Source organism: Mycobacterium sp. 663a-19 (assembly GCF_035616495.1).
GTDB lineage: Bacteria > Actinomycetota > Actinomycetes > Mycobacteriales > Mycobacteriaceae > Mycobacterium.
The window spans coordinates 220304-245787 of record NZ_JAPJAV010000001.1 but is presented as its reverse complement, the minus strand read 5'-3'; the positions used below and the strand labels follow the sequence as shown (position 1 = coordinate 245787).

The 25484-nt window shown below is 67.4% G+C and carries 27 protein-coding genes; 13 read left to right on the top strand and 14 right to left on the bottom strand.

Annotation, left to right across the window (positions count from 1 at the left end):
* Positions 1-5: 5 nt before the first annotated feature.
* Complete coding sequence (locus OQ968_RS01285; RefSeq protein ID WP_324673871.1) at positions 6-206, top strand: ferredoxin; 201 nt, start codon at positions 6-8, stop codon at positions 204-206.
* A 109-nt stretch (positions 207-315) separates the two neighbouring features.
* On the opposite strand, the gene OQ968_RS01280 is transcribed toward OQ968_RS01285, so the two are convergent.
* From OQ968_RS01280 to OQ968_RS01240, 9 genes are all read right to left on the bottom strand, one after another.
* Entirely contained in the window at positions 316-615 is a 300-nt protein-coding gene (locus tag OQ968_RS01280; RefSeq protein WP_324673869.1) for a DUF1330 domain-containing protein, read from the bottom strand.
* A gap of 23 nt (positions 616-638) precedes the next feature.
* On the bottom strand, positions 639-830 hold the full coding sequence (locus tag OQ968_RS01275; protein WP_324673867.1) for a ferredoxin: 192 nt from the start codon (positions 828-830) through the stop codon (positions 639-641).
* Positions 827-2080, bottom strand: coding sequence for a cytochrome P450 (locus OQ968_RS01270; protein WP_324674997.1), 1254 nt, complete (start codon positions 2078-2080; stop codon positions 827-829). The genes OQ968_RS01275 and OQ968_RS01270 overlap by 4 nt, the downstream gene beginning before the upstream one ends.
* A 125-nt stretch (positions 2081-2205) precedes the next feature.
* Entirely contained in the window at positions 2206-2730 is a 525-nt protein-coding gene (locus tag OQ968_RS01265) for a hypothetical protein (protein WP_324673865.1), read from the bottom strand.
* Complete coding sequence (locus tag OQ968_RS01260; RefSeq protein WP_324673863.1) at positions 2727-3344, bottom strand: helix-turn-helix domain-containing protein; 618 nt, start codon at positions 3342-3344, stop codon at positions 2727-2729. Before OQ968_RS01260 ends, OQ968_RS01265 begins: the two co-directional genes overlap by 4 nt.
* A gap of 190 nt (positions 3345-3534) precedes the next feature.
* The gene (locus OQ968_RS01255; RefSeq protein ID WP_324673861.1) at positions 3535-4683 is read right to left on the bottom strand and encodes a thiolase family protein; all 1149 of its coding nucleotides are present in this window, start codon (positions 4681-4683) and stop codon (positions 3535-3537) included.
* On the bottom strand, positions 4676-5497 hold the full coding sequence (locus OQ968_RS01250) for an enoyl-CoA hydratase/isomerase family protein (protein ID WP_324673859.1): 822 nt from the start codon (positions 5495-5497) through the stop codon (positions 4676-4678). The genes OQ968_RS01255 and OQ968_RS01250 overlap by 8 nt, the downstream gene beginning before the upstream one ends.
* Before the next feature lie 16 nt (positions 5498-5513).
* A complete protein-coding gene (locus OQ968_RS01245; RefSeq protein ID WP_324673857.1) occupies positions 5514-6680 on the bottom strand; it encodes an acyl-CoA dehydrogenase family protein in 1167 nt (388 codons plus the stop codon).
* Positions 6681-6789: 109 nt separating this feature from the next.
* Positions 6790-8088: an amidohydrolase family protein gene (locus tag OQ968_RS01240; protein WP_324673855.1), complete on the bottom strand. Its 1299-nt coding sequence runs from the start codon at positions 8086-8088 to the stop codon at positions 6790-6792.
* Between the two features lie 362 nt (positions 8089-8450).
* On the opposite strand from OQ968_RS01240, the gene OQ968_RS01235 reads away from it, so the two are divergent.
* The 8 genes from OQ968_RS01235 to OQ968_RS01200 are packed head-to-tail and all read left to right on the top strand — an operon-like array spanning position 8451 to position 14396.
* Positions 8451-8981 (top strand): carboxymuconolactone decarboxylase family protein, encoded by a 531-nt coding sequence (locus OQ968_RS01235; protein ID WP_324674996.1) that lies wholly within the window; start codon positions 8451-8453, stop codon positions 8979-8981.
* 13 nt (positions 8982-8994) lie between these two features.
* Entirely contained in the window at positions 8995-10272 is a 1278-nt protein-coding gene (locus OQ968_RS01230) for an aromatic ring-hydroxylating dioxygenase subunit alpha (RefSeq protein ID WP_324673853.1), read from the top strand.
* A complete protein-coding gene (locus OQ968_RS01225) occupies positions 10256-10579 on the top strand; it encodes a hypothetical protein (protein WP_324673851.1) in 324 nt (107 codons plus the stop codon). Before OQ968_RS01230 ends, OQ968_RS01225 begins: the two co-directional genes overlap by 17 nt.
* Before the next feature lie 3 nt (positions 10580-10582).
* Positions 10583-11803 (top strand): amidohydrolase family protein, encoded by a 1221-nt coding sequence (locus OQ968_RS01220; RefSeq protein ID WP_324673849.1) that lies wholly within the window; start codon positions 10583-10585, stop codon positions 11801-11803.
* A complete protein-coding gene (locus OQ968_RS01215; protein WP_324673847.1) occupies positions 11787-12206 on the top strand; it encodes a nuclear transport factor 2 family protein in 420 nt (139 codons plus the stop codon). The genes OQ968_RS01220 and OQ968_RS01215 overlap by 17 nt, the downstream gene beginning before the upstream one ends.
* Positions 12203-13294: an acyl-CoA dehydrogenase family protein gene (locus OQ968_RS01210; RefSeq protein ID WP_324673845.1), complete on the top strand. Its 1092-nt coding sequence runs from the start codon at positions 12203-12205 to the stop codon at positions 13292-13294. The genes OQ968_RS01215 and OQ968_RS01210 overlap by 4 nt, the downstream gene beginning before the upstream one ends.
* 24 nt (positions 13295-13318) lie before the next feature.
* A complete protein-coding gene (locus tag OQ968_RS01205; RefSeq protein WP_324674994.1) occupies positions 13319-14074 on the top strand; it encodes an acyl-CoA dehydrogenase family protein in 756 nt (251 codons plus the stop codon).
* A gap of 46 nt (positions 14075-14120) precedes the next feature.
* Positions 14121-14396: a DUF4190 domain-containing protein gene (locus OQ968_RS01200; protein ID WP_324673843.1), complete on the top strand. Its 276-nt coding sequence runs from the start codon at positions 14121-14123 to the stop codon at positions 14394-14396.
* Between the two features lie 18 nt (positions 14397-14414).
* Here the strand turns inward: OQ968_RS01200 and OQ968_RS01195 are convergent, their stop codons facing one another.
* Positions 14415-15590, bottom strand: a complete 1176-nt coding sequence (locus OQ968_RS01195; RefSeq protein ID WP_324673841.1) for an acyl-CoA dehydrogenase family protein — start codon at positions 15588-15590, stop codon at positions 14415-14417.
* A gap of 221 nt (positions 15591-15811) precedes the next feature.
* Here OQ968_RS01195 and OQ968_RS01190 point away from each other — a divergent pair, with 221 nt between their 5' ends.
* The 4 genes from OQ968_RS01190 (at position 15812) to OQ968_RS01175 (ending at position 19569) form a co-directional block, all read left to right on the top strand.
* Positions 15812-16462, top strand: a complete 651-nt coding sequence (locus tag OQ968_RS01190; protein ID WP_324673839.1) for a TetR/AcrR family transcriptional regulator — start codon at positions 15812-15814, stop codon at positions 16460-16462.
* 194 nt (positions 16463-16656) lie between these two features.
* On the top strand, positions 16657-17880 hold the full coding sequence (locus tag OQ968_RS01185; protein WP_324673837.1) for a cytochrome P450: 1224 nt from the start codon (positions 16657-16659) through the stop codon (positions 17878-17880).
* A 2-nt stretch (positions 17881-17882) separates the two neighbouring features.
* Positions 17883-18722 carry a mycofactocin-coupled SDR family oxidoreductase gene (locus OQ968_RS01180; RefSeq protein ID WP_324673835.1) on the top strand — a complete coding sequence of 280 codons (840 nt, stop codon included), beginning with the start codon at positions 17883-17885 and terminating at the stop codon, positions 18720-18722.
* A gap of 10 nt (positions 18723-18732) precedes the next feature.
* A complete protein-coding gene (locus OQ968_RS01175; protein WP_324673832.1) occupies positions 18733-19569 on the top strand; it encodes an SDR family NAD(P)-dependent oxidoreductase in 837 nt (278 codons plus the stop codon).
* A 6-nt stretch (positions 19570-19575) separates the two neighbouring features.
* On the opposite strand, the gene OQ968_RS01170 is transcribed toward OQ968_RS01175, so the two are convergent.
* From OQ968_RS01170 to OQ968_RS01155, 4 genes are read right to left on the bottom strand one after another with little or no spacing between them, the layout of a single operon-like run.
* The gene (locus tag OQ968_RS01170; protein WP_324673830.1) at positions 19576-22005 is read right to left on the bottom strand and encodes a CoA transferase; all 2430 of its coding nucleotides are present in this window, start codon (positions 22003-22005) and stop codon (positions 19576-19578) included.
* Positions 22006-23124, bottom strand: coding sequence for a M24 family metallopeptidase (locus OQ968_RS01165; protein ID WP_324673828.1), 1119 nt, complete (start codon positions 23122-23124; stop codon positions 22006-22008).
* The gene (locus OQ968_RS01160; RefSeq protein ID WP_324673826.1) at positions 23114-24358 is read right to left on the bottom strand and encodes a M24 family metallopeptidase; all 1245 of its coding nucleotides are present in this window, start codon (positions 24356-24358) and stop codon (positions 23114-23116) included. The genes OQ968_RS01165 and OQ968_RS01160 overlap by 11 nt, the downstream gene beginning before the upstream one ends.
* Positions 24358-25419, bottom strand: coding sequence for an amidohydrolase family protein (locus OQ968_RS01155; RefSeq protein ID WP_324674992.1), 1062 nt, complete (start codon positions 25417-25419; stop codon positions 24358-24360). Before OQ968_RS01155 ends, OQ968_RS01160 begins: the two co-directional genes overlap by 1 nt.
* Positions 25420-25484 lie beyond the last annotated feature (65 nt).

Genomic DNA, 25484 nt, shown 5'->3' with positions numbered 1-25484 from the left:
TTGCGATGACGAAGAAAATCGAAGTCGACTGGGGCCTTTGCGAAAGCAACGGCGTCTGCATGGGCATCAACCCCGAGGTCTTTCACCTCGGCGACGACGACATGCTGACCGTGCTGCAGGAAGAGGTCACCCCGGAGATCGAATCGGACGTGCGCGAGGCGGTCCGCCAATGCCCGCGTCAGGCGATCTCCATCGTGGAAGGCTAGCCGGGACGTGTCTGGCAAAGTGGGCTAGGACGTCGTCGAACGTGCAGCTGCTGCGAATTTTTTGCCCGGTTTTCGCAACGGCTTCACTCTCGACGAAAGCTGTCGAGGACTAGCCACCCAACCCGGCGAGGATGACCGCGTTGCAGTCGGCGGCCGCTTGGCGCAGTTTCGCCGCCTTCTGGTAGGCCTCGGACTCGTACCACGCGCGGGCCGCGTCGACCGATTCGAACTCGAGCACGACGGTCTGGTCGCCGTGCCAGGTGCCCTCGAGGACCTTGGGGGCGGTGTCCACCGCGAGGACTTTGACACCACGCATCGCCGCCCCCGCGGCCTTCCCGTAGGCCTTCATGCCTTCGAGATCCTTGATGGCCTCGGTGAGAATGACATATCCTTTTGGCCCTGTCGCCACCCGAATCTCCTTACCTGCGTGGGTTATTGGGTCTTGCTGATCGCCTGCTCCGGGCAGCACTCGATGGCCTCTTCGGTGACGGCCTCGAATTCGGTTGGGACGTCGGACTCTATCGCCTCCGCGTAGCCGTCGTCGGTCAGGCTGAACACCTCCGGGCACAGCGTCGTGCACACGCCGTGACCGCGACAGCGCTGGTCGTCGACCGTGACTTTCATGCCGGGGTGAACTCCAGGTGCAGCTCGGTCAGCCCGCGCAGGATGTACGTCGGAACATATTGGTAGCGGCGGTCATTCGCGGGGCCGTGGACGCTTTCGTCGATCCTGATGTCCGACGTCCGGTCGAGCAGCCGCTCGAGCGCCACCCGGGTTTCGGCTCGCGCCAGCGGCGCGCCGGGGCAGCTGTGGATGCCGCGCCCGAACGAGATGTGCTGGCGGGCGTTCTTGCGGGCGGGATCGAACGTGGCGGGGTCGTCGAACCGGCGCGGATCCCGGTTGGCGGCCGCCTGCACCACCATCACGGTGGTGCCCGCGGGCAGGTCGACGCCACCGACGTTGACGGGCACCCGGTTCATCCGGAAGTCGCCCTTGACCGGGCTCTCGTGCCGCAGCGACTCCTCGATGAAGTTGGGGATCAGGCTGCGGTCCCTGCGCAGCTGTTCCTGGATGTCGGGTCGTTCGCCGATGGTCTGCAACGCCGCGCCGAGCAGCCGCACGGTGGTCTCCTGGCCCGCGGAGAACACGTTGCTGGCGACGCGGGCCACGTCTTCGACCTCGGGTATCGAGCCGTCGGGGTAGGTGGCGGTGGCCAGGCCGGTCAGCACGTCGTCGCGGGGCTCGCGCCGGCGGTCCCGGACGTAGTCGGAGAACAGGCCGTAGAGGAATTCCAGCGGGCTGTGCGCCAGCGCTTCCTTGCCGGTGCCGCCGATGCCGCCGCCGGAGTGCTGGCGGATGCCCTTGACGAACTTGTCGCGATCTTCCATGGGCACGCCCAGCAGGTCGGCGATGACCAGCAGGGTGAAGGGACCCGCGAAGCCCTTGATCCATTCCCCGCGGCCGGGCGCCAGGAACGTGTCGAGCGCCTGATCGGCGAGCGCCCACATGGCGTCCTCGTTCTCCTTGAGGCGCTTCGGGGTGATCAGCCGCATCAGCAGGGAGCGGTGGTTGGTGTGGGTCGGCGGGTCAAGCGTGGGCAGCTGGTCGCTGAACGGAAGCTCGTCGCGGTGCTGCTCGATCAGCTCGGTCACGTCGTCACCCTCGAGCGGAACCGGAAAGCCGGGGAACGGTCCCGTCACCGAGATGCACGACGAGAAAGTCTCGGCGTCGTTGAGCACCGCGCAGGCCTCGTCCCAGCCGGTCACCATGGTGACCCCGTGGTGAGCTTCGCGGGTCACCGGGCATTGCTGCCGGAGAGCCTCGTAGTAGGGGTACGGGTTCTCGACGAGCCGGGCATCGCGGAAAAAATCCATCTCGGTGAAGTCGTTCACCTTCAAGCTCCGTTCGAATCTCGACTAGTGAGAATGATCCTCTCAGAGATGAGTATTAGATTTCCACACGGCCCGTTCGCCGTCAAACGACGACGGTGGCGCAGCGGTCAGCCGGCGGGAACGAGGTCGGCGGCGACCGACGGGCAGCTCAGCAACCCGCTCCGGAACCTTTCGGTGTGACCCACCGGGCCCTCCGGCACCGCCGCGGCGGCCAGCGCCCTCCCCTTGAAAATCTGGGCGGCCATGCTCAGCCGGTGCTGCACCAGGCCGACGCTGTCATTCAGCTCGGCGGGCCAGGTCTCGCCCCACAGCGTCACCTCGGTGACGCCATGATCGAGGGCCTGCAACACGCCCTGGCGCACGCGTGAGTCGCATCCGAAGAGGTCCGCCGCGGCGGCCAGGGCCTGGGGCCGGGGGCGGGTGTCCACCGAGGCCAGCGCGTCTTCGAGGTCGAGCACCCCGACGCCGAGGATCTGCAGCGGCCGGTCGTCTCGACGGTCGGCCAGGTCGGCCAGGTCGGCCAGGAGCACGGACACGTCCCATCCCGCCATCGCCCTGTCGAAGAGCCACCCGCCGGCGAATCGCACCACGTCGACGACGTCGGCGGCGACGACGTCGAGCCGGTATCTCAAGTCTTCGCCGGGGGCGCCTTGGGCGGCGTGAAGTCCCGCGCCAATGTCTCGGCGTACTCCTTGAACACCTCGGACAGCGGTATCGACGGATCGAGCAACCATATCGTTTCCATTCCGTGGACGAAGGCGAGAATTTCTACCGCCTTGATGTCGGGGTCTATGTCGGTGCGGTACCGCCCGTCCGCCTGACCGAGCCGGATGAGCTCGGCGACGATGTCGATCGCTTCCCGCTGCCTGGCCAGCATGCGATCGTGCAGCGGGGCGTCGGGAAGGATGCTCTCGGCCAGCAGCACGGTGAACGTGCCCAGCATCTCCGGCGCGCGGTTGAACCGCTCGGCGACGCGGGCGATCTCGACGAGCAGGTCCCCCGCCCGGTCGGCGTGGGAGTCGTCATCGAGGTCACGCGCGTCCAGCACCGCGTGCAGCAGCTGCTCCTTGGATTCGAAGTGATGCAGCAGGCCCGCGGGGGTGACCCCGGCTTCGCCGGCGATCTGGGCGAGTGTCGTGTTGCGCCAGCCGTTGCGGGTGAGCAGACGCTGCGCCACGTCGAGGATCCGCTGCTTGCGGTCCTCGCCCTTGGCGAGAAGCGTGTCGTATCGCCGTGCGTCGGGCACCGGGCTCCTTCGACTTCGGCCGATTGGCGGTCTGAACCAACCTACTGAACAGACATTAGGTTGGTTTGGCCCCCGTGACAAGGGCCTCGGGCGGACGACGGCGTACTAGGTCACCGCGAGATCGGCGTTAGCGTGCAGGCCACTCGAACTTTTCCGCGCCCGCGTCGATCTCGACGAGAACTCGACCGCGCTATTTCACCAGCTCGACCAGGGTGGCGTTGGCCGTGCCGCCGCCCTCGCACATGGTTTGCAGCCCGAACCGAATGCCGTGGTCGCGCATGTGGTGGACCATGCGCGTCATCAGCACGGCTCCGGAAGCGCCCAGCGGGTGGCCGAGCGCGATGGCGCCGCCCAGCGGATTGACCACGCGCGGATCGGCGCCGGTCTCGGCCAGCCACGCCAGCGGCACGGGAGCGAAGGCCTCGTTGACCTCGAAAGCGCCCACCTCGTCCAGCGCGACGCCGGCCTTCTTCAGCACCTTTTCGGTCGCCGGGATGGGGCCGGTGAGCATCAGCACCGGGTCGGCTCCGGTGACCGCGCCGGCGCGGTAGCGGACCAGCGGCGTCAGGCCCAGGTTGATCGCCATCTCGGAAGTGGTCACCAGCAGCGCCGCCGCGCCGTCGGAGATCTGGGAGGAATTGCCCGCATGGATGACGCCGTCGTCGACGAACGCGGGCTTGAGCGCGGCCAGTTTGTCGACGCTGGTCCCCCGCCGCACCCCCTCGTCGTCGACGACGACGTCGCCCTCGTCGGTGAAGACCGGAACGATCTGCGCGGTGAAGGCCCCGGCGTCCTGGGCCGCGGCGGCCCGCTCGTGGGATTGGACGGAGTATTCGTCGAGCTGGCCGCGGGAGAAGCCCCACTTCTTGGCGATCATCTCCGCCGACAGGCCCTGGTTGAAGGAGAAGTCGTCATAGCGGGCAAGGACTTTCGGGCCATACGGCATCCCGCTGGCCCTGGCCGCCCCGAGCGGAACGCGGCTCATCACCTCCACGCCGCCGGCGACGACGACGTCCTGCTGGCCGGACATGACCGCATGCACCGCGAAGTCCAGCGCCTGCTGGCTGGAACCGCACGCCCGGTTGACCGTGGTCCCGGGGATGCTCTCGGGCCAGCCGGCTGCCAGCACCGCGTAGCGCCCGATGTTGCTGGACTGGTCGCCGACCTGGGATACGCATCCCCAGATCACGTCGTCGATGATCTCGGGACCGATGCCGGCACGTTCCAGCAGTTCGTCCAAGACCACGGCGGACAGGTCGGCGGCGTGCATGCCGGACAGCCCGCCGTTGCGCTTCCCGACCGCGGTGCGTACCGCCTCGACGATGACCGTCTCACGCATGTTCACTCCGATCCTGCTCAGATTTCGACAGCGCCCACCGACCAGTAAACGACGGCTCTTGTCGCTCCGCGAACGCGGCATAGGCGGCCGCGGCGTCCGTCGTCGCGAAGTTGACGGCCTGCGCGCGGGCCTCGCTGGCCAGCGCGTCACGCAGGGTGCGGTCGGCGCCCTCGTTGAGCAGGGCCTTGGTCTGGGCGAGCGCGATCGGCGGGCCGGCCGCCAACCGCCCGGCGAGGTCGGTGACGAAGGCGTCGATCTCGGCGGCCGGCACCACCCAGGTCACCAAACCCATGGCGTGCGCCTCCGCGGCGTCGATGGTTTCGGCGAGCAGCGCGAGCCGCTTGGCCTGTTGCAGGCCAACGAGTTTCGGCAACAGCCAGGAGCCGCCGAGGTCGATGGACAGTCCTCGCCTGGAAAAGATCTGGCAGAAAGTCGATTCCGGCGTGGCGACCACCAGATCGCACCCCAGCGCCAGGTTCCATCCGGCGCCGACCGCCACGCCGGTGACTTTGGCGACCGTCGGGATCGGAAGCTCGTGCAGCGCAAGCGCCACGTCCGTGAGGCGCTGCAGTTTGTCTTTCGGATGGACGTCGTCGCGCACGGAGATGTCGGCGCCGGAGCAAAAGCTCCCGCCGGCGCCGGTGATGACCAGGGCGCGCACGCCGCGGTCGCGGCCGGCACCATCGAGGGCGCGTCGCAAGGCGATCCACAGCTCCGGGGTGATCGCGTTCTTGCGATGCGGGCGGTTGAGGGTCAGCGTGCGCACCCCGTCGCGGTCCTCCGACAGCAGCACGGGGTCGTCGGTTGCGGTCATGGGCCGTGGGCGTTCGTCAGTAGCTTCTGGGAAGTTTCAGCGTGTGGGCGCCCAGGAAGTTGAGGATCATCTCCTGGCTGATCGGCGCGATCTTCATCAGCCGGGCCTCCCGGAAGTAGCGCGCCACGTGGTACTCCTCCGAGTAGCCCATGCCGCCGTGGGTTTGCAATGCCCGGTCCGCGGCGGTGAAGCCGGCGTCGGCACACAGGTATTTGGCGGTATTCGCTTCGCGCCCACAGGGTTTGCCGTTGTCGTACAGCCAGGTGGCCTTGCGCAGCATCAGCTCGGCGGCGTCCAGTCGGGCCAGCGAGTCCGCCAGCGGGAACTGGATGCCCTGGTTCATGCCGATCAGCCGGCCGAAGACCTCGCGTTCGTTGGCGTACTTCACCGCCTTTTCGAGGGCGACGCGGCCGATGCCGAGCGCCTCGGCCGCGATCAGCATCCGTTCCGGGTTGAGGCCGTCGAGGATGTACTGAAATCCCTTGCCCTCCTCGCCGATTCGATCCTCGACCGGGACTTCGAGGTTGTCGATGAACAGCTCGTTGGAACTCACGGCGTTGCGGCCCATCTTGCGGATCGGGCGGATGTCGACCTTGCTGCGGTCGAGGTCGGTGAGGAAGAGCGTCATCCCGTCGGTCTTCTTGGCGACTTCGTCGTAGCTCTGGGTGCGGGTCAGCAGCAGGATCTTGTCGGACTCCATCGCCTTGGAGATCCACACCTTGCGGCCGTTGACGATGTAGCGATCGCCGTCGCGTTTGGCGAACGTGGTGATGCGCGAGGTATCAAGCCCCGCACCGGGTTCGGTGACCCCGAAGCAGACGTGCACCTCGCCGGTCGCGACGGAAGGCAAGGTGCGGGCTTTGAGCTCCTCGGAGCCGTGCACCACCACCGGCTGCATGCCGAAGATCGACAGGTGGATCGAGCTGGCCGCGTTCATGCCGCCGCCGGACTTGGCCACTTCCTCGAGAAGCAGTGTGGCCTCGGTGATTCCGAGGCCGTGACCGCCGTATTCGGTCGGAATCGTCATGCCCAGCCAGCCGCCGTCGGCGATGGCCCGGTAGAACTCGGTCGGGAACTCGTGCGCGAGGTCTCTTTCCATCCAGTAGTGGTCGTCGAACTTGCGGGCAAGCTCGGCCACCGACCGGCGGATCAGCTCCTGGTCATCGGTCAGCTCGAAATTCATTCCACCGCCGGGCACGAGCGGTGCCTCCTTTCAGCGCGAGCAGACGCAAAAGCACCCGACACGCCGACGAATTGGGTACTTTTGCGTCTGCTCGTCGACTTGGGCGCGCTCAGTCCTTGTTGCCGGTGAGCTCTTTGGCGTTAGCGGCGAAGTCCGCGAACGACGAACCCGCCCTGGTCTCCGTGTGGTGGCTCGACGAGCGAATGGAAACGTCGTGCCCCTCGGCCGCCTTGCGCAGCGCGCCCACCGAGGCCTGCTCCGGAGTGATGTGGGTGAACGGGTCGAACGAGTACCACCGCATCGCGTTCTCGTGGGTGATCTTCTTGATCTCGTCGTCCGGAACGTTGTTGATGGACAGCACGTCCCACAACTCCTCCGGCGCGCCCGGCCACATCGAGTCGCTGTGCGGGTAGTCGGCCTCCCAGCAAATGTTCTCGATGCCGATCATGTTGCGCAGCGCGACGCCGACCTTGTCGCTGATGAAGCAGGTCAGGAAGTGCTCGCGGAACACCTCGGACGGCAGCTTGCCGCCGAAGTTCTGGTGCGTCCACGTCGAGTGCATCTCGAAGGTGCGGTCGGCGCGCTCCAGGAAGTAGGGGATCCAGCCGGTGCCGCCCTCCGACAGCGCGATCTTGAGGTCCGGGTATTCCTTGATCGGCCTCGACCACAGCAGGTCGGCGGCGGCCTGAACGATGTTCATCGGCTGCAGCGTGATCATCACGTCCATCGGCGCGTCGGGCGCGGTGATGGCCAGCCGGCCCGAGGATCCGATGTGGATGTTCATCACGGTGTTGGTGTCGCACAACGCTTTCCAAAGCGGATTCCAGTACGAGTCGTGGAAGCTGGGGTAACCCATCGCGGCCGGGTTCTCCGTGAACGTCAGGGCGTGCACACCCTTCTTCGACACCCGTCGCACCTCTTTGGCGCACTCTTCGGCATCCCAGATCACGGGTATGGCCATCGGGATGAACCGCGCGGGATACGCCCCGCACCACTCGTCGATGTGCCAGTCGTTGTAGGCCTGCACCAGGGCTATCGAGAACTCCGGGTCCTCGGTGGCGAACAGGCGACCGGCGAAGCCCGGGAAGGACGGGAAGCAGATCGACGCCAGGATGCCCCCGGCGTTCATGTCCTTGATCCGCTCGTCGACGTTGTAGCAACCCGGCCGGATCTCGTCGAGACCCGTCGGCTCGATCCCGTACTCCTCCTTGGGCCGGCCGGCGACCGCGTTGAGCGCCACGTTCGGAATCACCGTGTCGCGGAACTTCCACATGTCCGAGCCGTCGGGGTTGTGCACCAGCCGGGGGGCGTCGTCGAGGTATTTCGACGACAGATGGTTCTTGAACATGTCAGGCGGCTCGACGGTGTGGTCGTCCACGCTGATCAGGATCATGTCTTCCTTGTTCATGGCCGTTCCCTCTCGATCGAATCCATCGGACGCGCTGCTCCCGGGCACGGCGAACCGCCGCTGAGCGCCAAGACCACTATTTTGAAAACTATCTTCTCGCGAAGTGAGAATCAACATCTATCGGCGCCCGCAGCGAACGGCGGCGCCGTGACCAGCCACGAAACAAAAACCCGGATTGCCCGCCGTCGCGACGCGACGGACGCGCTCGGCCGAAGGGTGGGCGGCAACCGCCGGACCGCGGGCGCCGGCGTCGTCGGCCGGTCCCGATCCGTGCGCGCGGGCATTGACCAGCCGACCGAATCATGCAAGTCTGTTAGTTGGAAATGAGAATATGATTCTCTTTGACCGAGAGGACACTGCCGATGCGCGTGCAGCCGCTGCCGGCTGATCAGTGGGACGAGGCTGTCCAGCGGTCGCTTTCCGGCATGCTGCCCCCGGAAAGGTGCAACCCGCAGGACGCCGGCACGCTCATGTCGACGCTCGCACGGCACCCGAAACTGGCCCGCGCATTCTTGCGGTTCGGCGGCTACCTACTACTCGACTCCTCCCTGCCCGCGCGCATCCGCGAGCAGGCGATCCTGCGTGTGGCCCATCGCCGCGGGTGCGAGTACGAATGGTCACACCACGTGGACATCGCGAAGAAGGCGGGCATGTCCGAGGCCGAGATCGCCACCGCCCAAACCGGCGAGACGAACGACGAGTTCGACCGCGCCGTCTTCGCGGCCGTCGACGAGCTCGACGAGAAGTCCAACATCTCGGATCAGACGTGGACCGCGCTTTGCGAACGGCTCGACGAACGCCAGCGCATGGACTTGGTCTTCACCATCGGCGGCTACATCGCACTCGCGATGGCCATCAACACTTTTGGCGTACAGCTCGAGAAGGGTCACTAAGAAAGGTAGAGCATTGCCTCACTTTCCGAAACCAGCCGCAGGAAGCTGGACAGAAAACTATCCCGAACTGGGCACCGCGCCCGTCGATTACACCGACTCGATCGACCAGGCATTCTTCGAAGCCGAGCGCGACGCGGTCTTCAAGCGCATGTGGCTCAACGTCGGAAGAGTCAACCGGCTGCCGCGCACCGGCAGCTACTTCACCAGGGAACTGCCGTCGGTGGGCCCCGGCACGTCGGTGATCATCGTCAAGACCAAGGACGGGTCCGTCAAGGCGTATCACAACGTGTGCCGCCACCGCGGAAACAAGCTGGTGTGGAACGACTTTCCCAACGAGGAGACCTCCGGCACCTGCCGGCAATTCACCTGCAAATACCACGCCTGGCGCTACAGCCTGGACGGTGAGCTGACCTTCATCCAGCAGGAGGACGAGTTCTTCGACGTCGACAAGAGCCAGTACGGACTGGCGCCGGTGCGCTGCGAGGTGTGGGAAGGCTTCATCTTCGTCAACTTCGACAACAACGCGGCGCCACTGGTCGACTATCTCGGACCGCTGGCCAAAAGCATCGAGGGCTACCCCTTCGGCGAGATGACCGAAACCTACTCGTACAGGGCCGAGGTCGGCAGCAACTGGAAGCTGTTCATCGACGCGTTCGTCGAGTTCTACCACGCGCCGATCCTGCATCAGGGGCAATACACCAAGGAAGAAGCCGCCAAGATCCAAAAGTTCGGCTACGAGGCGCTGCACTACGAGGTGGCCAGCCCACACAGCCTGCAGTCGACCTGGGGCGGTCAGGCGCCTCCGGAGGACATGTCCATGGTCAAGCCCATGGACCAGGTGCTCCGCAGCGGGCTGTTCGGCCCGTGGGACAAGCCGGAGATCATCGAGAACCTCGAGCTGCCCCCGGGCATCAACGTGAAGCGGGTGCCGCAGTGGGGCATCGACTCCTGGCATTTCTACCCGAACTTCATGCTGCTGATCTGGGAGCCGGGCTGGTTCCTGACCTACCACTACTGGCCCACCGCCGTCGACAAGCACATCTTCGAGTGCACGCTGTATTTCGTTCCGCCGCGCAACGCGCGGGAGCGGTTGGCCCAGGAGTTGGCCGCGGTCACGTTCAAGGAATACGCGCTGCAGGACGCCAACACGCTGGAAGCGACCCAAACGATGATCGGCACCCGGGCCGTCAAGGAGTTCCTGCTGTGCGATCAGGAGGTCCTGATTCGCCATCTGCACAAGGTGACCAAGGACTATGTGAAGGAGTACGCCAACAATGGCGCTGCCGTCTGAATTCGCCGACCTGGAACCGTTTTTGGATTGGGACCTGGCCACCGAGCCGGAGCGCTACGCCAAGCGACTGGCCTCCACCATGCCCGAGATGCAGGCGTTCTACGACGCGGCATTTCCCCGCCTCAACGACGCCATCGCCTACTGCGACCAGTTCCCGCTGGACGATCTGCCCGAGGACGCGCGTACGCTGATGCACCTCATGCAGTCCCTGGTCATGGTGTCGTTCCCGATAGAGGCCTGGAAGCAGCCTCGAGTGCCCGACAGCGGCGCGGCGTGGGTGGAGCTGATCCGGGAACCGGTGATCTGACAGGTGTTGACGCTCAAGGCCGCCGGGCTGCTCGACGTCGACGCCGGCGAAATCCTGCGGCCCGGCATCCTGCGGATCGACGGCGACCGCATCGAAGGCGTCGGCGGCGACACCGAGGGCGAGCTGATCGACCTCGGCGACCAGATCCTGCTGCCCGGGCTGATGGACATGGAGGTCAACCTCCTGATGGGGGGCCGCGGCGAGAAGCCCGGGCTGTCACAGGTCCAGGACGATCCGCCGACGCGGGTGCTCCGGGCGATCGGCAACGCCCGCCGCACGCTGCGGGCGGGGTTCACCACCGTGCGCAACCTCGGGCTGTTCGTCAAGACCGGCGGCTACCTGCTGGATGTCGCGCTGGGCAAGGCAATTGACGCGGGCTGGGTCGAGGGCCCGCGGGTGGTCCCGGCCGGCCACGCCATCACGCCGACCGGCGGGCATCTTGACCCGACGATGTTCGCCGCTTTCGCGCCGCACGTGCTGGACCTGACGGTCGAGGAGGGCATCGCCAACGGGATCGACGAGATCCGCAAGGCGGTGCGCTACCAGATCAAGCACGGCGCCGAGCTGATCAAGGTGTGCTGCTCGGGTGGGGTGATGTCGCTGACGGGACCGCCTGGCGCGCAGCACTACTCGGACGAGGAACTGCGCGCGATCGTCGACGAGGCACACCGGCGCGGGCTGCGGGTGGCCGCGCACACGCACGGCGCCGAGGCCGTCAAGCACGCGGTGGCCGCCGGCATCGACTGCATCGAGCACGGCTTCCTGATCGACGACGACGCCATCGCCGCCCTGGTCGAACACGGCACGTTCCTGGTGAGCACCCGCCGCCTGGCGGACGGCGATGCCATGGACGTCTCGCACGCCCCGCCCGAGCTGCAGGCCAAGGCCGCCGAGATGTTCCCGAAGGCGCGGACCTCGATATTGGCCGCGCACGAGGCGGGCGTGAAGATAGCGGTGGGCACCGACGCTCCCGCAATCCCGCACGGCCGCAACGCCGATGAGCTTGTCACCCTTGTCAATTGGGGGCTGCCGCCGTTGGCGGTGCTGCGCTCGGCGACGGTGACCGCGGCCGAGCTGATCAACTCGACCGACCGCGGCCGGCTCGCGCCGGGCCAGCTCGCCGATATCATCGCGGTACCGGGAAACCCGTTGGAAGACATAACCGTTACCCAGCACGTCAGCTTTGTCATGAAAGGCGGCAAGGTCTATGCCAAGCAGGACTGACGACCTGGTCGAGATCCAGCAGCTGCTCGCCCGCTACGCGGTCACCATCACCCAGCAGGACATCGACGGCCTCATCGGCGTCTTCACGCCCGACGGAACCTACAGCGCGTTCGGCGACACGTACTCGTTGGACAGGTTCCCCGAACTGGTGGCCGCCGCGCCAAAGGGCCTGTTTCTCACCGGAACTGCGCTAGTCGACATCGACGGCGACTCGGCCAGCGGGACCCAACCGCTGTGCTTCATCGAGCATGCCACCCACGACATGCGCATCGGCTACTACCGCGACACCTACTCCCGCACCGCCGACGGATGGCGGCTCAAGACCCGGGCCATGACGTTCATCCGCCGCAGCGGGGTGCACGACTCCGGACGCCCGCACGCCGTGGGCCGCCCAACCCCGTGAATGTCGAGGAGTTCCGGTCGGGTCTGCGCGCGTGGCTCGATGACAACGACCTGACCCCCCGCCCAGACCACTCGCTGCAGGGCCACATGCGGCAGTTCGCCCGCGTCAGCCGGGCCCTGTATGACGCCGATTGGATGCGCTACGGCTGGCCGGTCGAAGTCGGCGGGTTGGGCGGGCCCGCAGTGCTGCGCGCGATCGTGGGCGAAGAGGTGGTCGGCCGCCGGCTCGCCGAACCCGGACCGTACTCGATGCTCGAAGTGCTCGCGCCCACCATGATCGATTACGCCCCAAAGAAACTCGCCGCCGAGATGGTTCCGCGGCTGCTCAGCGGCCGCGAGCATTGGAGTCAGGGGTTTTCCGAGCCGGGCTCCGGCAGCGACCTGGCCTCGCTGACCACCCGCGCCACACCCCGTGGGGATGACTGGATTGTCAACGGGCAGAAGGTCTGGACCAGTTTCGCGCAGTTCTCGACACGGTGCGTCCTGCTCACCCGCACCGCCCCCGGCCGTGACGGGATCACCGCGTTCTTCGTCGACCTGGACACCCCGGGCATCACCATCCGGCCGCTGCGCACGATGCACGGCGTCGACGAGTTCTGCGAGGTCTACTACGACGACGTGGTGATCCCGTCGAGCCGGATGCTCGGCCGACCCGGAGACGGCTGGCGCCTGGCGATGGACCTGCTCCCCTATGAACGCTCCACCTGCTTCTGGCAGCGCATCGCCTACCTCTACTCGCGGTTCGACGAGCTCATCACCGAGACGGCGCAGGACGCCGACGAATCCGCCTTGGGCGCGGCCTATCTCGCGTTGCACACGCTGCGCTGCCGGTCCCGCGCCACCCAGCACCGGTTCGCCGACGGCGGGCGGCTCGGGCCGGAAACCTCGATCGACAAGGTGCTGCTGGCCACCGCGGAACAACGGCTGTACGACACCGTCCGCGACCTGCTCCCCGGGACGCTGGAGCTCGACGACACGCCGTGGCGCTCGGAATACCTGTACTCGCGCGCCGCCACGATCTACGGGGGCACTGCGGAGATTCAGCGCAACATCATCGCCCGCCGGCTGCTCGACCTCGGGAAGGAGTGAGCTGTGGATCCCGAGGCACTGCGCATGCTGGCCGACTCGCTGCGCACCGCCATGACGACCGCAAGCGGTTCGAAGCTCGACGCGGCGCTGGCCGAACTCGGCTGGCTCGACATGCTCAACGAAATCCCCGACATTGCAATCCCTTTGGTGTTCCGGCTGCTCGGTGAGACGGGCGCGCACGCCGCCGTCCTCAACGATGTCACAGGCAGCGTGCCGCTGCCGTTCGCCGGCGGACGCTGGGTGATGTGGGAGCGCGACGGCGGTCCCGGCACCGCGCTCGACGACGAGCTGCCGCTGCGCCCGGTGTCACGGGAAGAGCCGTTGCCGCCGGCCGCGCTGGCCGCCGGGCGACGCGCCCTGGGGTGGTGGCTGGTGGGCACCAGCCGAACGATGCTCGCAATGGCGCGCCAGCATGCCCTGGATCGTGTTCAGTTCGGCCGGCACATCAGCTCGTTCCAGGCGATCCGCCACCGGCTCGCCGAGACGCTCGTCGCGATCGAGGGCGCCGAGGCCACCCTGCACACCGCGGAAACCGACGACCCCGACGGCCTGGCCAGCCTGCTGGCCAAGGCCGCGGCCGGCCAGGCGGCGCTTTGTGCCGCGCGCCACTGCCAGCAGGTGCTCGCTGGCATCGGGTTCACCGCCGAACACCCCCTGCACCGCCACGTCAAACGCGCGCTGGTGCTGGACGGGCTGCTCGGCAGCGCGCGAGAACTGACCCATGAGGCGGGAAAGGCGCTGCGGTCCAAGGGGTATGCGCCGCGGCTGGCGGAGCTGTAGGCGGCGAAGGTCACGCCCGCTGCCGGGCCGCCTAGAATCGGCGAACATGGGTCGCCCCGCCGCGCCGCGAAACCAGGTCGGCGTCGCATCTGTCATCCTGGGCGCGGCGGCGCTCAGCACCTGCTGGCTGCTGATCGGAGTGCCGCTCGGCATTGCCGCGGTGCTGACCGGTGACGTCGCGCGGCGGCGGGTGCAGCGCGGCGAGGCGAACAACCCCCGCGCCGCAATCGCCGGCATCGTGTTGGGGGCGGCGGCGATCGTCGCCGGGCTCGTCGCCATCGGCTACTACGCCTGGATGGACGCCCGACCACCCGGCCGCTGAATTGGCCGCTCGCGCAGGCTAATTGCGCGGCAGGTCGAGTATGCGTTCGGCGATGATGTTCCGCTGGATCTCTGACGTCCCGCCGGCGATGGTCGCGGCGAAGGTGCGCGCGTAGCGGTCGAACCAGCTGCCGTAGTGGCTGTCCAGGTTCAGCGGCGCGAACGGCGCGGTGACCGCGTGCAGTACGAGCGCGTCCGGTCCCTGCGCATTCAGCGCGTCCTCGCAGGCGCGTTGCATTGCCTCCGAACCGAGAAGCTTCAGCACCGACTGGGCGGGCACGTCCTCATCCCCGCGGGCGGCCTTCGCCAACGCCGCGGACCCCATCAGCCGCAGCGCGTAGCAGTCCATGACCAGGGTTGCGTACAGGTCGCGCTGCAGCGGACCCGACGGACCGGAGTCGACGGTCAGCGCGTGCAGCATCGCGGCGTAGTCCAGCCACAACATGGCGCGCTCGTGACCGAGCGAACCGGTCGCCACCCGCCAGCCCGCGTTGAGCTCCCCCACCAAGTTCTCGGTCGGCACGCGCACGTCGGTGAAGAACACCTCGTTGAAGTCGACGTCTTCGCCGTCGGACACTGACGCGAACGGACGGCGCACCACGCCGGGTGTGTCGGTCGGAATGAGTAATGCGCTGATGCCCTTGTGTTTTGGTGCCTCGGGGTCCGTGCGGACGAACGTCAACAGCACGTCGGCGTCGTGGGCGCCCGACGTCCACACCTTCTGCCCGTTGACCACAAAGTGGTCGCCGTCGAGTACCGCCCGCGTTCTCAGCGACGCCAGATCCGAGCCCGCGCCGGGTTCGCTCATGCCTAGCGACGCGGTGATCTCGGCGCGCAGAATCGGCACCGCCCATTGTTGCTTTTGCGCCGGCGTGCCGAACGTCAACAGCGATGCCGCGATGATGCCGACGCCCTGCGGGTTGAAACTTTGGTAGATCCGCCGCCGCGACAACTCCTCGAGGTACACGTATTGCTGCAACAGCGTCGCATTTCGTCCGCCGAACTCCGGCGGGTTGCCCGGCAGCAACCACCCGCTGTCGAACAGCAACCGTTGCCATCGGCGGGCCCACTCCGGAATGTGCGAACTGGACCGCGGCCGTTCGCATGCGTCGGCCTCCGGAGGCAGACGGGCGTCCAGGAAGGCCACGAATTCAGCGCGAAACGCCTCGACGTCGGCGTCGAAAGTCAGCTGCACGGCGCTCCTTGACCGGGGGTAGATCACGGTTTCCGCTGACGGCGCAGTTCGCTCTTGCGATTCCGCTTCCATACACGCGTGTAAGAGAATAGTATTCTCGTCGTTAGAAAGTTACAATCTCAGACACGTCGTCCGTGAGGGGGTCGAGCGCACCGATGTCACGGCGTTCTCCGGTAGAGTCCAATCATGTTCTCCCCTCGCGGCAATCCCCTGAGCCGGTCGTGACCAGCCCGAGCGAAGAGCCGGCCTGGAAACAGCGCGCCGTCGAGCGGTCGATCAAGACGGCCAAGCTGCGGGCCGCGCAGCGGGTGCAGCGCTTCCTGGACGCGGCGCAGGCCATCATCATCGAAAAGGGCAGCACCGACTTCACCGTCCAGGAGGTCGTCGACCGCTCCCGGCAGTCGCTGCGCAGCTTCTACCTGCAGTTTGACGGCAAACACGAGCTGCTGCTCGCCCTGTTCGAGGACGCGCTGAGCCGCTCGGCGGATCAGATCCGGGCCGCCACGGAAAGCCACAGCGATCCCCTCGAGCGGCTCAAGGTCGCCGTCGAGTTGCTCTATGAGGCCTCGCGTCCGGATCCCACGGCCAAGCGGCCGCTGTTCACCGACTTTGCGCCGCGATTGCTGGTCACACACCCGGCCGAGGTCAAAGTCGCGCACGCCCCCCTGTTGGCATTGCTGACCGAACTCATGGAGGCAGCCAGCGAGGCGGGCAAGTTGCGCGCGGAGATCAACCCGAAGCGGGTCGCCGCGATGACGATGCAGACGGTCATGTTCATCGCCCAGTCCAGCGGGGGCTCCGACGATGCGACGATCCATCCCATCACCGCCGACGAGGTGTGGGACTTCTGCTCTCGCGGATTCGTCCGCTAGCGCGAGCGTGAGCAACTATCGCACGCGACTTGCCCGGTGAGAATCAGATTCTCTAATATCTAGAACTACAAATAGCCAAAACGGATTCGTCGTTGACACTGCTTGGTGGCGACGACAGGGTTCTCAGGCGACACGATGGCGCTCCCCTGGGGGACGGGGCGAACGCGGTTTCGGCGAGAGGCGATTGATCACCCGTGACAGTCAGCGCGGCCAGCGATGTGTACTTCGATCCGTACGACGTGGAACTCAACGCCGACCCGTATCCGATGTTTCGGCGGCTGCGCGAGGAAGTTCCGCTGTACTACAACGAGCAGCACGACTTCTATGCGCTGAGCCGTTTCGCCGACGTCGATGACGCGCTGGTCGATTTCCAGACCTTCAGTTCGGCCAAGGGCGCCATCCTCGAGCTGATCAAGGCGAACATCGAGATCCCTTCGGGGGTACTGCTGTTCGAGGATCCGCCGATCCACGACATCCACCGCAAGCTGCTGTCCCGGATGTTCACGCCGCGCAAGATCAACGAGCTGGAATCCAAGATCCGCGAATTCTGCGCGCACAGTTTGGATCCGCTGGTCGGCACCGACCGGTTCGACTTCGTCGCCGACCTCGGCGCGCAGATGCCGATGCGGGTGATCGGGATGCTGCTCGGTGTGCCCGAGGAGTTCCAGGAAGCCGCGCGCGATCGCGCCAATGCCAACCTGCGCACCGAAGCCGGCAAGCCCATGGACGCCACGGCCGAAAACATGATGAACGGCGAGTTTTTCGGGCAATTCATCGACTGGCGCGCCGAGCATCCGTCCGACGACATCATGACCGAACTGCTGCACGTCGAGTTCGAGGACGAGACCGGCACCGTGCGCCGACTCCGTCGCGACGAGCTGCTCACCTATGTCAGCGTGGTGTCCGGCGCCGGCAACGAAACGACCACCCGGCTCATCGGGTGGACCGGGAAGGTGCTGGCCGAACATCCCGACCAGCGGCGCGCGCTGGTCGCCGACCGGTCATTGATTCCCGCGGCCATCGAGGAGTTGCTGCGCTACGAGCCGCCGGCGCCACACGTGGCCAGGTACGTCACCCGCGACGTCGAGTACTACGGCCAGCGCGTGCCGGAGGGCAGCGTCATGATGATGCTCATCGGCGCGGCCAACCGTGATCATCGCCAATTCCCGCCGGACGGAGACGTTTTCGACATCCGCCGCGAACCGCGCCAGCATCTGACGTTCAGCGTCGGCACCCATTACTGCCTAGGCTCGGCGCTGGCCCGCCTCGAGGGCCGGATCGCGCTCGAGGAGATCCTGAAGCGTTTTCCGGAGTGGGATGTCGACCTCTCCGAGTGCAAGCTGTCCCCGACTTCCACGGTGCGGGGATGGGAGACAATGCCGGCCGTTCTCCACCGAGCGATCAACGAAACGAGGTAGCCATGACTGGACGTGTTGAGGGCAAGGTCGCTTTCATCACCGGGGCGGCGCGCGGTCAGGGCCGCAGCCACGCGGTGCGGTTGGCGGAAGAGGGCGCCGACATCATCGCCGTCGACGTCTGTAAGCCGATCGTGCAGAACACCACCATCCCGGCGTCGACGCCCGAGGACCTGGCCGAGACCGCCGATCTGGTCAAGGGCCTCAACCGCAGGATCTTCACCGCGGAAGTCGACGTGCGCGATTACGACGCGCTGAAAGCCGCGGTGGACAGCGGGGTGGAGCAGCTGGGCCGGCTGGACATCATCGTGGCCAACGCGGGAATCGGCAACGGCGGCGACACGCTGGACAAGACCTCCGAATACGACTGGCAGGAAATGATCGACGTGAACCTGTCGAGCGTGTGGAAGTCGGTGAAAGCCGGTGTGCCGCACATGATCGCGGGCGGCAAGGGCGGCTCGATCATCTTGACCAGCTCGGTGGGCGGGCTGAAGGCCTACCCCCACTGCGGCAGCTACGTCGCCGCCAAGCACGGCGTGGTGGGCATCATGCGGTCGTTCGCTGTTGAGTTGGGGCAGCACATGATTCGCGTCAACACCGTCAACCCCACGCACGTCAGCACACCGATGATCATGAACGAGGGGACCTGGAAGCTGTTCCGGCCGGACCTGGAGAACCCCGGCCCCGACGACATGGCCCCGATCTGCCAGATGTTCCACACGCTGCCCATCCCGTGGGTGGACCCCATCGACATCAGCAACGCGGTGCTGTTCCTCGCCTCGGACGAATCCCGGTACATCACGGGTGTCACCCTGCCGGTCGACGCGGGTAGCTGCCTGAAATAGGGTTCCGTCCATGGACGGATTCGAGGGACGCGGGGCGGTCGTCACCGGCGGTGCGAGTGGTATCGGATTGGCCACCGCCACCGAGTTCGCCCGACGCGGCGCCCGCGTGGTGCTGGCCGACGTCGACAAGCCCACGCTGGAACAGGCCGTTTCCCGGCTGCGCGGCGACGGATTCGAGGCGCACGGCGTGCTGTGCGACGTGCGGTATCTCGACGAGATGGTCCACCTCGCCGGCGAGGCCTTCCGCCTGCTGGGCCAGGTCGACGTCGTCTTCAGCAACGCCGGCATCGTGGTGGCCGGTCCGCTGGCGCAGATGACGCACGACGACTGGCGCTGGGTGATCGACATCGATCTGTGGGGCTCGATCCACGCCGTCGAGGCGTTCCTGCCGCGGCTGCTCGAGCAGGGCAAGGGCGGCCACGTCGCCTTCACCGCGTCCTTCGCCGGCCTGGTGCCCAACGCCGGCCTCGGCGCGTACGGCGTCGCCAAGTACGGCGTGGTCGGCCTGGCCGAGACGCTGGCCCGCGAGGTTCGCGACGCCGGCATTGGTGTCTCGGTGCTGTGCCCGATGGTCGTCGAAACCAAGCTGGTCTCCAACTCCGAGCGGATCCGCGGCGCGGACTACGGGCTTTCGTCGGCGCCCGACGTGACGGGCTCGCTCGGGCCGCTCCCCGCGCAGGACGACACCCTGGGCGTCGAGGACGTCGCCCGCCTGACGGCCGACGCGATACTGGCCAACCGGCTGTATGTCCTTCCGCACGAGGCGGCTCGCGCGTCGGTTCGCCGCAGGTTCGAGCGCATCGACCGCACGTTCGACGAGCAGGCCGCCGAGGGCTGGCGTCACTAACGACCGTTAGGTCGGCGCCGTGCCGATGATGCCGTCGGATTCCAGCTCCGCGATCTCCGACGGCGTCAGGCCCAGCTCGGTCAGCAACTCGCGGTTGTGCTGCCCGAGCAGCGGCGCGGGATTCGCGTGGAACGCGGCGGGCCCGCCGGAGAACCGCATCGGCACGGTGCTGAGCCTGGCCCGACCGTTCACCGGGTGATCGACCTCTTCGAAGAAGCCCCGAAACGCCAGCTGGTCCAGCTCGGTTTGGCGGTGGGGCTGCATCACCTTGGCCACCGGCACACCGGCATCCCACAGCGTTGCGACGATGTCGTCGCGGCCGCGGTGCTCGCACCACGCGGCGAGCCGCTGGTCGATCAGATCGTGGTGTGCGCGCCGCCCGGCTTCCGTCGCCAGCTCGGGATCGGTTGCCCAGGAGGGTGATCCGAGCGCACCACACAGCCTTTGCCACTGCTCGTCGCTCGACACCGCTATGGCGACCCAGCTGTCGAGCCGGCCGAACTCGTCGACATCCGCGGCGCGGTACAGGTTCTGCGGCGCCGCGGTGGGCCCCCGATTGCCCGCCCGCTGCAGCAGCGCCCCGTACGCGGTGTGCTCGATGACCTGTTCGGCCGTAACGCTGAGTGCTGCGTCGACCATGGCGGCCTCGACGAGCACGCCCTCCCCGGTGCGGCGGCGGTGTTCGAGCGCCAGCAGCAGGCCGTTGAGCGCATGCACACCCGCGTTTGGGTCGCCGATCGAATACGGCTCGTAGGGCGGGCGGTCGGGATAGCCGGTCAGCCAACTCAGCCCGGAGGCCGACTCGATGGCATAGGCGAACGCGGGATTGTCGCGCCACGGGCCGTCGAGCCCGAACCCGGGCATCCGCAACATGACCGCGTCGGGCCGAACGGCTTGAACCGCAGCGAAATCCAGCCCGATCTGATCCAGCACCCGCGGCGTGAAGTTCTCCACGATCACGTCACACGTCGCGATGAGCCGGCGCAACACCTCTTGCCCGCGCGGGCCTTGCAAGTCGAGGGTCAGGCCCTCCTTGTTGGTGTTCAGCGCCGCGTAGATCGGCGACTTCTCCCACCACTGGTCCTCGGTGACCGGCACGCCGGCGATCAGCCGGGTACCGTCGGGCCGGCGCGCGGATTCCACGTGCACCACGTCGGCGCCGAGCATGGCCAGAAAGTGGGTGCAGCAAGGACCCGCCCAGAACGTGGTCATGTCCAGCACCCTAATACCGTTGAACGGCAGCTGGTTTGAGCGCGACAGACCTGTCGGCGCGGGGCGCGGCCGCACACCCGCGGCCCGGTAATGCGCGGTGTGCTCGCCCAGTCGCGGTGCGGGGCCGGGCGGGCGAAGCCGCGCGGGCCGCATCCGGTAGGGATGGCCCGGCTGCCGGAAGCCGTCGCGGGGATTGCGCACGAACGAGCCGCGCTCGACGAAGTGGTCCAGCGACGTGATGTTGGCGCCGTTGGCCACCGGCGCATTGGGAATCCGGAATGCCGTTGCGAGCTCACGGATCTCGTCGACCGTGTTGGCCTCGACCCATTTGTAGATGTCCTCGGCATGGATGTTGGCCTGCTCGGTGATGGTCAGCGGCGATCGCTCGTCGATCCATTCCGGGTGGCCCACCATCGCGCACAGGTCGAACCACTGCTGCGCGGTGCCGCAGCCGAGGTCGACCAGGCCGTCCTTCGCCTGGGCCACGCCAGGCACCGTGAGGCGGCGCGCGTCCCGCCAAGGACGGCCGAGCATTTCGAAGTAGGTGACCGGGTAATAGGTCAGGCACAGGATTTGGGTCTCCAGCATCGACAGGTCGATGAGTTCCCCGTGTCCTCCCGAGCCGCGGCCGAACCGCGCCGCCAGGATCGCGGCGCTCGCGTAGGCGCCGGCCATGTATTCCCCGACCTGCCCGCCGATGTACACCGGTGCCCGCTCCGGCAATCCGCGGCCGAGCCCGACGATCCCACCCGACCATGCCTGCAACGTGAATTCGGTTGCGGCCCGGTCCCGCCAGGGGCCGTCCAGCCCGAACGGGGTGATCGAGGCGACGATCAGGTGGGGGTGCGCCCGGTGCAGCGCCGCGGGCGTGAAGTCCTGGCGCTCGGCCAGTTCGGAACCCCCGGACCAGACCGCCGCGTCGGCCGCGGCCAGCAGCCGGTGGACCATCGCGACATCGCCCTCGGCTTCGGGGTCGGCGACGACGCTGTGCTTGGATCCGGCCAAAAAGCTGAACAACGCCCCGTCGTCCCCCGCCTGGATTGCGGCACCGGAGGCCGACCAGCGCCGCAGCGGATCACCCTGCGGCGGCTCGACTTTGACGATGGTGGCACCGCCGTCGGCGAGCAACTTGGTGCAATAGGCGCCCGCGATTCCGGTGGACAGGTCGACCACCGTGTAACCGGCCAGCGGCGGCGCCTGCGGCTCAGGCGAGGGTTGCCGCACTCATGCCTGCCACGACGGACTGCGGGTGAGCACCTCGGGACCGTCGGCGGTGATCAGGACCGCCTCGCGTCCGAAGACCGCGCCGACTCCCGCTTCCCAGACGTAGCCCGTCACGGCCAGCACCATGCCCGGCTCCAGGCGCTCGTCCGCTGCGGTTTCGGGCAGGTGCTGGGAGACGACGGGCGGGTCGAAGCCCATGCCCAGGCCGCGGGCCACCGGCATCGGCGGCGCCGGCTCGCCCGCGGCCCGGTAGGCGGCCAGCAGTTCGCCGGCCGCGGCCCCCGGCTGGCACGCCGCTAACAGCTTGTCCCACAGGGTGTTCCAGCGCTGATACAGCGCTGGGGCGCCCGGGACCGTCCCAACGGGCCAGGTCCGCCCCACCTCACCGATGTAACCGCCGGCCAGCACCCCGGCCGAAAGGGCGACCAGGTCCCCGTCCGCGATGCGGCCGTCACCGTTTACCCGTCGCCAGGGGTGCTCACGCGAGGTCACCCACGCGACATCCTGATTCGACGGTGTGCTCACCCCGCCGGCCGCCACGGCCTCCAGCAGCACGCCGGCCAGCATCTGCTCGCTGACCCCCGGCCGCAGCTCGGAAACCGCGGCGGCCAGGCCCGCCTCCGCCACCGCGATCGCGTCGCGAAGGGCGGCCACCTCCTCGGCCGTCTTGACGCGCCGGGCGGCGCGCATGGCGAGTTCCCCGTCGACCAGCTCGGCGTTCGGAAAGGCGGTCGGCAGCAGCTGCGCGAAAGCCGGTGAGAGCGCATCGGTTCCGACCCGCCGGGCCGCGGCCGCACCGTCGATGCGCTGCAGCGCCGCCATCGTGTTGACCGGATTCCACGAGATGCCGTACAGGTTCTCGTGCGGGATGTCGTCGGGCACGCCCTCGTCCCAGGTGCTGAGCAGGTGAACGGCGCCCGTTTCGCGCACCAGCACGCAGGTCGGGCCGAACGGCCGGGTGCCGGCCACCCACAGCTGCGGCGTGCCGGAGACGTAGCGGACGTTGGCCTGGCGGCCGAGGACCAGGACGTCGAGATCGTCTTCGGCCATCTGGTCCAGCGCGCGCTGCCGTCGCCCCAGGCGCAGCGCCCGAGCGTCGGGCAGGACTTCAGTGGCCATAGGGGTCATAGGGGTAGTCGGTCAACCGGATCCAGCCTCCCTCGGTGATCACCAAGACCTCTTCGCTGCGATAGCCGCCGGTGCCGTCCTCCCACACCACCGGCTCGAGGACCAGCACCATCCCGGGCTGCAGGACGAACTTCTCGTCGAACTCCTGGCCGAGATCGGTTCCGATCATCGGCATTTCGGCGGCGTTGACACCGATGCCGTGGCCGAGGTAGAAGTGCGGCAGCCAGGGCTTGCTGCCGCCGTTGGCCTCGGTCGCGGCCCTGCCCAGGTCGGCGGCGGTGACCCCGGCGCGGGCGACGCCCAGCACGGCGGTCATGATGTCGAACCAGCGGTTGAACTGCGCCTGCTGCCGCGGCGAGGGATCGCGCCCGACGATCCAGGTGCGCCCGAAGTCCGAGCAGTAGCCGTGGTAGGTGATGCTGACGTCGGTCCACAGCACGTCGCCCTCGGCGAGTTCGCGCTCGGTGGAAAGCAGCGGCAACGCCAGGTCACCGTGCGTGGTCCACACGCCTTCGGCCTTGCTCGGCGGCATCACCTGCCAGATCGGTTCGAGCATGCTGGCCGTGGCGCCCAGCTCGAAGGCCCGGCGCAAAAAGCTTGCGGACAGGTCGATCTGGCGGATCCCGGGCGCCAGGCGCTTGTGGACCTCCACCATCGCCTCGTCGGTGATTCGGATGGCGGTGCGCATGCAGGACAGCTCGTCGGGCGTCTTGATCGCTTTGGCAGCCCCGACGATGGCCGCAGCGTCGGCCGGAGGACCGCTGGGAAACAACAGCTTTCCCGCCCGGGACATGGCGCCGGTGCATTCATCGACGGCGACGGCGGCCCCGGCCGGGATCAAGTCGGCCAGCACACGCGCGAAATTCCGTATGCCCTCGTCGAATTCGAGGTAGACGGGCCCGTGCAGGTGATCGGCGGGCAGGTCGGATTCCTGCGCTGCGCCCTCGCGGAACGGCTGGAACAGGTGCGGCCACTCGTCGTCGGCCAGCACCACGGCCACCGGTCGCTCGACGTAGGACAGCCCGGCGTCGCCCAGCGGCCAGCTGATCCCGGTGGCGTACACCACGGCGTTGTTGCCCAGCAGGATCATCGCGTCGGCGCCGCGTTCGGCCATCGCCGACCGGAGCCGGGCCCCGGTCTCGCGACGCATCCGGGCGAGGTCGGGGGTCTCGGGAATCACCAGGCCGATATCGGTGCCGGCGTCCGCCTGCGCGAATGTTGTCATTACAGCCCAAGGAAATTCGTGATGTTTCCGCTGACGATCCGCGCCGCGTCGGCCGGCCCGACCGCATCGACGACGGCCGCCAGCGACTTCTCCGAATAGCCGTAAGTGCTCTCGTTGTGCGGATAGTCGCTGGACCACATCACCTTGTCCACGCCGATCCTGTCGATCAGCTGCAGGCCCAGCGGGTCGACCATGAAGGAGGCGCTCATGTGGTTGTCCCAGTAGTGGCGTACGTCGTGCTCCAGCGGCCGATTGAACATGTGCTGATAGGACGCCACCAGGTGCTCGGCGTCCTGCAGCGCCCACGGCACCCAGGAGATGCCGCCCTCGAACCAGCCGATCCGCAGCCGCGGGTGCCGGTCGAGGATGCCACCGAAGATGTACTTGGAGAACGTCTCCCGGAACCCGTCGATGTTGATCATCATCCCGACGACCACGCTGTTGAACTCGCAGGGGCTCTTCGGTGGCGTCTCGCCGATGTGGTGGGAGAGCGGCAGGCCGGAGGCCTCGATCTCGTCCCAGACCGCGCTCATCGACGTGCTGGCGTAGTCGATCGGGTTGCCGTCGTCGTCCTTGCCCGGGTTCAGCGGCATCAGGAAGGTCGTGAGCCCCAACGATTTCAGCTCGTCCAGCGTTCGCCGCGTGCCCTGTGGGTCCCACCAGTTGATCAGCCCGGCGCCGTAGAAATGGCCGGCCGAGCGCTCCTGCAGCTCGGCGATGTATTCGTTGTAGATGCGGAAGGCGAGTTCGCGCAGCTTCTTGTCCGGGTAGTGGAAGAGCGCCAGCACCGCGTTGGGGAACGCCAGCTCCTTGTCGACGCCGTCGTCGTGCAACTCCTGGATCCGGGCCTCGATGTTGGTGCTCGCGGCGCCGGGCAGGTCGTCGTACTGCATCAGCACCGCGCTGAAGTCGCCCGGCAGGAACGACTGTCCCTTGCGCCCGACCTGGTAGGCGCCGTCCTCGTACCAGATCCGCGGCGCCTTCTCCTTGAGGTCCTCAGGGAAGCGTTCGTAGAAGATGTCGGCGGCCAGGGAAATGTGGTTGTCGGCGGAAAAGACCACGGTCCCTTCGGGCAGACCCACGTTGGCGCCGCCGGCGTGCCCGCGGCGATCCTTAGGTGCGCCAA